The following is an 8,030-nucleotide window of genomic DNA, read 5'->3' as shown; positions in this document are numbered from 1 at the left end:
AGGGTAAACAGCACCCCCGCCGATATAATAGCTGCCGCCGCTGGATGGCCGCACTCCCCCGTATTCTAAATAGGCGGTGGATTTTTGATCTTTAACCGAGAATTTGACGTACCAATCGGTTTCGGCCTGTCGCTCCTCCGGCACCGTCTGCGGCTTCTGCGGCACTTCCGCCGGAGGTTTTCTCCCCATCGTGAACCACAGCGTCACCAGAATTATTACCACAGATAATGCCATTGCCAAGAGCCTGGTCCAGTCTCTTTGATTATCCTGCACCTTTTACCTCACCTCCTGTTAATTAAAATTAATTTGCACCAAAACAGAGGCGAATATGAAAGCCGCAGCTTAAGGCACATATTAGCAAATCCACCGCTTATGCTATAATTAACCTTATCAACAAATGAGGAGGAATCATTGTGGCTGTAGTAAATGCCGGCATTGACGAAAAGTTATGCGATTATCTGAGCAGATCGCTTAAAGACACCCTTTACTATCAGCTCCTGGGTTTGGAACTTGTGCGACTGGGTCCAGGTTTATCTGAATTTGAAGTCGTGACCGCAGAGAAGCACTGCAATCCGCTGGGATTAGTGCATGGCGGGCTGATTATCTCGCTGGCAGACGCAGTCATGGGCAATGCGGTTCGCTCCCTGGGGATAACCGGGGTTACGGTAGACATTTCCGCTTCAGTGATTACCTCGGTACCATTGGGCTCAAAGCTTCGGGGCACCGGCAAAGTGGTGCGGGCGGGTAAAAACATGATCTTCGCTGAAGCCGAAATTTGGTGTGATGATCGCATTGTAAGCGATGCCCGAGGCACCTTATTCAATAGAGGCCCCATCAATTACAAATAGGACAGGTCGGTCACAATGAGCAAACAGTTGATTAAACTAGATGATTATGGCCTTTTAACCTTCAGCACCACCACACAGGCCTTGAAGGCGGAAAAGGTCTTGCATAGGTCCGGGGCTGAATACCTGGTGATTCCCATCCCCCGGGAGATATCTGCCAGCTGCGGGCTGGCGGTGAAAACCCGCCTGGAAAGCCTGGCCGCCCAGCGGGAGTTGCTGCAAAACGAACAGGTCAGGGTGGAAGCAGCCTACCATATAAGACCCCAGGGCAAGGCCTGGGAAGTGATTCCTATCGAATAGTCTATGAATGGAATGCGCTGCGAGCTTAAGCACGGCCGTTGGCGCCAGGCCAACACCTCCATAATGATACCGCGGTGGCAGCGTTTTACTGAAACCGGTGGCAGGAGAGAACGCCTTTCAAAGGAGTATTCTGGCTCATGAGCTTTAACCGCGAGGCCGTGGCTGCCTATTTTCGGCCCGGCGGAGCAATGGAACAGCACATCAAACAATACCGGCGCCGTGATGAACAGGTAAAGATGGCTGAGGCGGTGGCCGATGCCTTTGCCAACCGGGAATTCCTGGTAGCCGAAGTGGGCACCGGGGTGGGGAAATCCTTCGCTTATCTGGTGCCGGCGATTCTGTGGACTCTGGAAAGCGGTGAAAAGGTGGTGGTCTCCACCCGCACCCGGGCTTTGCAAGAGCAATTGACCGAACATGACATCCCCGATCTTAAGTATATTCTGGGTTCCGGTTACTCTGTTGCAGAGGCCAAAGGCCGAGAAAATTACCTGTGCTGGAACCAGTATATGAGCATCCTGGCCGGCAAACAGAAGCTTGATGACGAGCAGGAGAGATTTATAACCGCGGTCTTGTCATGGGCGGAGAGCACTGAAAGCGGTGATCGAAAAGAACTGGGGCTGCCCGGGGAGCTTATGCGGCACTGGGGCCTGTTGGGCGCCAACCGGCGCAGTTGTGCCCGTGAACTCTGCCCTTACCGTGAAAAATGCTTCCGTTTAAAAATGTTAAAGCGCCTGGAAAAGGCTGATTTATTGATAGTCAATCATTCTCTGCTGCTTTCGGACCTTTTGGTTGATAACAGCATCCTGCCGGAATATCATTACCTGATTATTGACGAGGCCCATACCTTCGAGCGGGAATCTTTTGACAAGCTGTCGGCGGTGTTCTCACTTGAAGAGTGCCGGGATATCCTGCGGCTGTTGTACAGCAAGGAACGCAGGCATGAGCGCGGCTACCTGCAGTATCTCAAAGGCCGCTATCCCAACCTGATGGCCGCTTTAAACGAGCTTTCCACCATGGTCTACCGTTGCGGAGAGTATTTAGAAGCCTGTTTTGCCGCGATTAAAGCCGTAAAAGTCCGGGATGATCATGCCCGGGTCCTGGAACACCAGGATTTCCAAAGCCGGTGGTTTGCTGAGCTGATCGACAATTATACCGGCTGGCAGCACTTGATGAACCTCTTGATTCACCGTCTTGCCGAGCTCAAAGCGGAGCTAAACGGGATGGAGGAGGAAGTGGAGATCAATGCGGTGATTCAGTTGCTCAGGGAAGGATCGGAAAATGCCTTTATGGTCATGGAAGAGTCCCCTGACAGGCCGGATACGCTTTGCTGGGTGGAGTTTCAAGATGGTCAGCCGGTAAGACTGTCATCTTCCAGTATCCGCATCGGGGAGCTTCTGCATCAGCGATTGTTCAGCAAATTGGAGTCCCTGGTGATGGTTTCGGCAACCCTGACCATTGAGGACTCGTTCAGCTACTTCATCGAAAAGAATGGGCTTAACTGCCTGGACGACCGCGATCGGGTACAGACCTTACTGCAGTACTCCCCTTTCGAGTATGATAAGCAAGCCCTGCTTTTGTCGCTTTACGATATGCCTGATCCGACCTCGGCCGGTTTCCCCAAGGCCGTAGCCAATGCCTTGAAGGATATTCTCACCGTCACCCAGGGCCGCACCATGGTCTTGTTCACCTCGCGCAAAGAGCTGCGCCAGGCCTCCAAAGACTTGCGGGATTGGGCCGATGAACAAGGACTCTGCCTCCTGGTGCAGGGTGAGGATGGAGAATTCAAGCGCCTTATGGAGTTGTTCATCGAGGCTCCCAATACTGTATTGATGGGATTGGAGACCTTTTGGGAAGGGGTCGATCTCAAAGGGGAGGTTCTGCAAACCCTGGTTATGGTACGCTTGCCCTTCCGTTCCCCGGCCGACCCTTTCTGCAGTGCCGGCGACCGTTATTTCCGGCTGCAAAGACGCAGCAGTTTTCAGGGCTTCATGCTGCCCGATGCTGCGGTCCGCTTTAAGCAAGGCGCCGGGCGCTTGATCCGCAGTGAAAGCGACCGCGGACTATTGATCGTTCTGGACGCCCGTCTGGCCAACCGCTCTTATGGCCGGGTATTCAAAAACAGTATTCCCATCAAAAAGGTAGTCAGCCTTAAAAGAGCCGAATTGCCCGCTTTCTTGGCTGGAACCGGCACCGCTTATTTGACCCCGTCCTAAATATTTGTCACCTTTTTTAACAGACAATCATACAATACCAGAAAAGGTAGTGTTTATTTTAAGGAGGCAAAAACAAGTGCGGGTATATTACTTTAGGCTCCCGGGTTTCCTGCGCAATCTTTTGATGAAGATATGGGGTTAATGGTTGGGGATAAAATGAAGAGTCGCAATGGTTTAGAGATCGGACCTGACCGGGAAACGGCAGGTACCGCTACAGTCTGTAAAAAGACGGCCAGCGGAGCCGGGTGAGTCGGCTTTGCTGGCTGTTTTCTGGTTTTTCCATCGTAGGGATTTTCTAAGAATTGTTGCTCAGCCCGATGCCCCGGATGCCGCCCAAAGCCCCGGATGCCAAACAGAGCAAAAGGTTGTAAAGTGAACCTTTTAAACTGAGTAAGCCGGGACTGATGGCCACAGTTGCAATGAGCATAAGGATAAAGATCATCACCCCGAAATTCAACCCCCTGACCAGACCCCGGCTGGCACGAACCTTGGCAACATAGGCCGCTCCTGTAAAAACGCCTAGGGCCAGGATCAACTGGGCCATAAGCCCAAACAGCTCCTCCGACAGGTTGGTATAATACACAACCACAGCAGCAGCCGCTGCCAGGAGCAGCGATAATAGAATCGCCCGGGCCAGTCCATTCAATTCAATGCTTAAATTTTTCCACACCTCTTTCCACCTCCTTGCTGCACCTTATGAGATTTTTGCTGTGAATATTACTGCTAAGCGCAAATCCGCTGGTAATTATTTCAACTGGCCGGAATAGCCCGTAAATTCCATTTGGGGACGGCGTCCGGCCCCGGCTGTCACTCAAAAAAATCCTAATCCGGCCGTTTACCACATAAGAATTATTATTATGGGTTAAGCGGCCGGGGGAATGAAGGTGTTTGATAATGTAATATTTATGAGCGTTGCGGCGGGATTCTGCACTACCGTCGGGGCCCTGGTGCTTTTTATGAAGCGCAATTGGAGCAACCGCAGCCTGGCCGTTTTTCTTGGCCTGGCTTCGGGCGTAATGGTGGCGGTAGTGTTGCTGGATATGTTGCCATCCGCTCTGTTGAGCAGTCCTAAAGCCGCTTTGGGGGGCATTCTGCTGGGCGTCGCCGCCATCTTTTTCTGTGATCTCTGGCTGGGAAAAAAGATGAAGGGGCCGGAGACTTTGCTGGGACTTGGTTACCTGATCATGCTGGGGATAGCCATGCATGACCTGCCTGAGGGCATGGCCATCGCTATGGGCGGGGAACTTAAGGCGCGCACCGGCATGGTGATCGCCCTGGCCATTGCTATACATAATATTCCTGAGGGCATGGCTATAGCCGCCCCCTTGCTGATGGGGGGGCAGCGCCGCCTGCGCATTCTGCTGGAGACGGCTGCCATAGGCCTGATCACTCCGCTGGGGACTGGCGCCGGAAAACTGGGCATAGCTATGGTGCCGCAGTTATTGCCCTGGCTGTTAGGCTTTGCTTCGGGCATAATGCTCTATTTAGTTGTGTTCCAGCTGTGGCCGCAGGCATCGGCCCAAGGAATGCGCAGCCGGTGGATGGGCTTCTGCATCGGCGTTGTCATCATCGCTCTGGCCACCTTTATTTAGGCCTGATACCAAATGATTCCATGTGCCGATCGGCACCTATGCCATAATACTCCGTAAACTAATAGTGGGTTAACATTTTTAACGGGGTGGTAAGCGGTGCAAAACGGCTGGGTAGGAAAGACACTCCATGATCTGCAGGAAGATATCGAGCGATTGAAGGAACAGCTGGTCAATTGCGGCAATTTCACAGAACGCCAGCAGTTGCGTGATAAGCTCAATAAGCTGCGTCGAGCCCGGGCCTGTTATTTGAAATGGATTTACGGGGTCTGGGACCGCTTCTAAAGGGCGCTGCAGTTAGCTCCTTGCATAAAACCACTGGCGGTTATAAACAATATAGCCAACAGAGGCGAAAGGAGCACAAGCGGTGAATTGGCTTTATTTGGGTTTGGCAGCCCTATCCGGAGCGGCTATGGCCCTGCAAGGAACATTTAACGCGGCCCTGGGCAAGGTGATCGGAATCTGGCAATCGACCCTGGTGGTGCATGTCATCGGGGTGTTGACCGTATCATTGATTATTTTGGCTTTGGGGATAGGCTGGCAGACCAGCAAACTGCAGGAGGTTCCCTGGTACGCCTATTTGGGCGGTATTATGAATGTGGTGATTATATACGCAGTGGTGCGCACCATACCGCAGATTGGGGTTGGCAATGCCACCACTGCCATTATTGTGGCTCAGATTTTAACCGCATTGATCATTGACAACATAGGGGCTTTTGGCATGAAGCAATGTGATTTCCAAATAAGAGACATCTTAGGAGTGCTCCTGCTGGCCGTAGGCGCCCGCATCCTGTTGATGGAGTAGCCCGTAATAAGATCAAAGCAGGTTTACTTCTCGAAGCAAAATGCCGCAATGCCGGTGACAAAGCCCATGAGCATCAAGATCAGGCCGGCCACCGCACTCCAGAACGGGCGGGGCAGCAAATTATAGAAGAGGTCCAGGTAATAAGCCACCAGGTCCTCTTCTTTGAGTTTTTGAAGCTCACGGCTTATCTTGAGATAAGACAGACCTCCATAGGAAAACAAAACCAATCCTACTACAGTAAACACCGTCGCCGCTTTAGCCAACATCTTCGTTTCTCCCCGCCCTACACATTAATCATCATTATAATTATAGAAAATTTACCCCCATGGAACAATAAGGAGACAGTTCCCATAACTCAAGTGATCCGCCAAATTGTTTTGACTCCTGACAGATAATTATCCCGATAAAAGTCCCCGGCCGTTGTAAACATATCCAAACCTAAAGATTACATAAAATTTACTTATCAATTGATGTTAATTAATATTCAGATTGTAAAATTAAAATGAAAGGAGGTGAAATAAGAAATGATGAGAATGGAAGCAGATTTGCACATTCATACCACTGCCAGTGGTCATGGCTACAGCACGATAAAAGAGATCGTTGAGGCGGCTGGTGAAAAAGATTTAAAAACCATAGCGATTACCGATCATGGGCTGAACATGCCCGGAGCTCCTCACTGGTATCACTTTACGAATTTGATTTCTCTCCCCCGCGTAATGCAAGGAGTTGAGGTTTTAAGGGGTGTGGAAGCCAATATTCTGGACTCTGCCGGTAACATCGATATGCCGGAGATCGTATTGTCTGATTATCTGGATATCGTTTTGGCCGGATTTCACGATGACACTGGATATAGCGGAACAACTCTGGAGGAAAACACGGTAGCGATGGTGGCCGCGATAAAGAATCCCTTTGTGCACGTGATCACCCATCCCGGAAACCCTAAATACCCCGTTGACGTAGAAACAGTGGTAAGGGCCGCCAGGGATTATAATAAAGCCTTGGAACTGAATAATAGCTCATTCATAGTTCGACCCGGAAGTTTTCCGCTGTGCACTGACTTTGCCAAGATGGCTAAGAAATATAAGGCTTTAGTAAGCATCAACAGTGACGCTCACATTTGCTACAATGTCGGCGAAAATACCAAAGCTCTTGCACTGGCCTCTAAGGAAGGCATATCCAGGAATCAGATTATAAATTCTTCTTCACGGCGTCTGTCTGAGTACCTAGACTATCACAAGCAGCAATCGAAACTGGCTTTGAAAAAGGTTCAGTAAGGTTGCTGTCCAATCCTTTTTTTCTTTTAGAAAACAATACCTCTAACCATGAGGTTTTATCATAATTACAGGGACAAGGAAAACAGTGCTTTCGCCTCCCTCCGAATTTCCCTCTGAGACTGCGATAATCAAAGGTAATTCGGGAATGATAGCCATTCCACGTTCCTATGCTTCCTCAACCTGCCGTCCTCTGCTGCCTCCCGAGCTAGGGGACGGTTCTCCCTTTCTGGGGGATGTGGTAATCTGTGATAAAAGTGAAATGTATGAGGCGGATCAGTTCATTGAGTTGCCAAAGGGGCGGGAGAAACCGCCCCTTGGTGCTTGCTTCGGACAATATAGCCGCTATGCCATTTCATATTTTAGCAGGCTGCAAGGCCTTTATTCTTTTTGTGATTTTGCCACATGGTCCAAAGCGGCCCCGCGATACAGATGGTTGAGTAACAGCCGGAAATGGTGCCAAACATCATGGGCAGGGCGAATGCTCTAATAGATCCGATATCATATATCTGCGCGAAAACATACACCACGGTAATACTTACAAACACCGCAATATTTGTGTTGACTGAGCGCATCATGGATTGATTGATGCTGGTGTCGACCAGTTCCTCAGCGGAGGTTTGTTTCCGGAAGATATGCTCATTTTCCCGGATCCGGTCATAAATGACAATGGTATCATTGATGGAAAAACCGATGATGGTAAGAATCGCGGCAATAAATGCGTTGTTTAAGGGGATTTTAAAGATTATAAAAACCGCGGTGACGATAAAAACGTCATGAAACAAGGCAATAATTGCCATAGCGCCTGCAGAAAGCCCGCCGATATTCCTAAACCTGAATCCCACGTATACGAGTATGAGCAGAAATGAGAGCGCGATGGCGATCAACCCATTGGTGAAAAAATGCCTTCCGATGAATGGCTCAACGGTTAACGATTCGGACAATGTCAGCTGCCTGTCGGGATATGCCTGGGTGAGCGCCGCAGTGACAGCGCGTTCTTCCTCCGA

General features: G+C 50.4%; 11 protein-coding genes. 7 read left to right on the top strand and 4 right to left on the bottom strand.

Annotation, left to right across the window (positions count from 1 at the left end):
• On the bottom strand, nt 1-273 hold a 273-nt coding region (locus tag B3W37_RS11565), incomplete at its 3' end, for a hypothetical protein (protein ID WP_483175864.1).
• Nucleotides 274-413: 140 nt separating this feature from the next.
• On the opposite strand from B3W37_RS11565, the gene B3W37_RS11560 reads away from it, so the two are divergent.
• From B3W37_RS11560 to B3W37_RS11550, 3 genes are all read left to right on the top strand, one after another.
• A complete protein-coding gene (locus tag B3W37_RS11560) occupies nt 414-848 on the top strand; it encodes a PaaI family thioesterase (RefSeq protein WP_483175863.1) in 435 nt (144 codons plus the stop codon).
• A gap of 15 nt (nt 849-863) precedes the next feature.
• Complete coding sequence (locus tag B3W37_RS11555; RefSeq protein WP_483171780.1) at nt 864-1,145, top strand: putative Se/S carrier protein; 282 nt, start codon at nt 864-866, stop codon at nt 1,143-1,145.
• A gap of 137 nt (nt 1,146-1,282) precedes the next feature.
• Nucleotides 1,283-3,358 carry an ATP-dependent DNA helicase gene (locus tag B3W37_RS11550; RefSeq protein WP_483175861.1) on the top strand — a complete coding sequence of 692 codons (2,076 nt, stop codon included), beginning with the start codon at nt 1,283-1,285 and terminating at the stop codon, nt 3,356-3,358.
• Between the two features lie 295 nt (nt 3,359-3,653).
• Here B3W37_RS11550 and B3W37_RS11545 read toward each other — a convergent pair whose 3' ends face one another.
• Entirely contained in the window at nt 3,654-4,028 is a 375-nt protein-coding gene (locus tag B3W37_RS11545; RefSeq protein WP_483175859.1) for a TIGR04086 family membrane protein, read from the bottom strand.
• A gap of 214 nt (nt 4,029-4,242) precedes the next feature.
• On the opposite strand from B3W37_RS11545, the gene B3W37_RS11540 reads away from it, so the two are divergent.
• From B3W37_RS11540 to B3W37_RS11530, 3 genes are all read left to right on the top strand, one after another.
• Nucleotides 4,243-4,950, top strand: a complete 708-nt coding sequence (locus B3W37_RS11540; protein ID WP_483171777.1) for a ZIP family metal transporter — start codon at nt 4,243-4,245, stop codon at nt 4,948-4,950.
• Between the two features lie 96 nt (nt 4,951-5,046).
• Complete coding sequence (locus B3W37_RS11535) at nt 5,047-5,232, top strand: hypothetical protein (protein WP_483171776.1); 186 nt, start codon at nt 5,047-5,049, stop codon at nt 5,230-5,232.
• 82 nt (nt 5,233-5,314) lie between these two features.
• Nucleotides 5,315-5,752 carry a DMT family transporter gene (locus tag B3W37_RS11530; RefSeq protein ID WP_481039575.1) on the top strand — a complete coding sequence of 146 codons (438 nt, stop codon included), beginning with the start codon at nt 5,315-5,317 and terminating at the stop codon, nt 5,750-5,752.
• Between the two features lie 23 nt (nt 5,753-5,775).
• On the opposite strand, the gene B3W37_RS11525 is transcribed toward B3W37_RS11530, so the two are convergent.
• On the bottom strand, nt 5,776-6,018 hold the full coding sequence (locus tag B3W37_RS11525; protein WP_483171775.1) for a hypothetical protein: 243 nt from the start codon (nt 6,016-6,018) through the stop codon (nt 5,776-5,778).
• 258 nt (nt 6,019-6,276) lie between these two features.
• On the opposite strand from B3W37_RS11525, the gene B3W37_RS11520 reads away from it, so the two are divergent.
• Entirely contained in the window at nt 6,277-7,026 is a 750-nt protein-coding gene (locus B3W37_RS11520; protein WP_483175858.1) for a phosphatase, read from the top strand.
• A gap of 359 nt (nt 7,027-7,385) precedes the next feature.
• On the opposite strand, the gene secF is transcribed toward B3W37_RS11520, so the two are convergent.
• The coding region (gene secF / locus B3W37_RS11515; protein ID WP_483175856.1) for a protein translocase subunit SecF at nt 7,386-8,030 on the bottom strand (645 nt) is incomplete at its 5' end.

Source organism: Syntrophomonas sp. UBA5494 (genome assembly GCF_002426325.1).
Note: the sequence above shows the minus strand (reverse complement) of the source record. Positions and strands in the feature narration are given on the sequence as shown.

Excerpts from the sequence above, each read along its gene's own strand:
- B3W37_RS11555 (WP_483171780.1), top strand. The coding sequence starts at position 864 with ATGAGCAAACAGTTGATTAAACTAGATGATTATGGCCTTTTAACCTTC.
- B3W37_RS11520 (WP_483175858.1), top strand. The coding sequence starts at position 6,277 with ATGATGAGAATGGAAGCAGATTTGCACATTCATACCACTGCCAGTGGT.
- B3W37_RS11525 (WP_483171775.1), bottom strand. The coding sequence starts at position 6,018 with ATGTTGGCTAAAGCGGCGACGGTGTTTACTGTAGTAGGATTGGTTTTG.
- B3W37_RS11550 (WP_483175861.1), top strand. The coding sequence starts at position 1,283 with ATGAGCTTTAACCGCGAGGCCGTGGCTGCCTATTTTCGGCCCGGCGGA.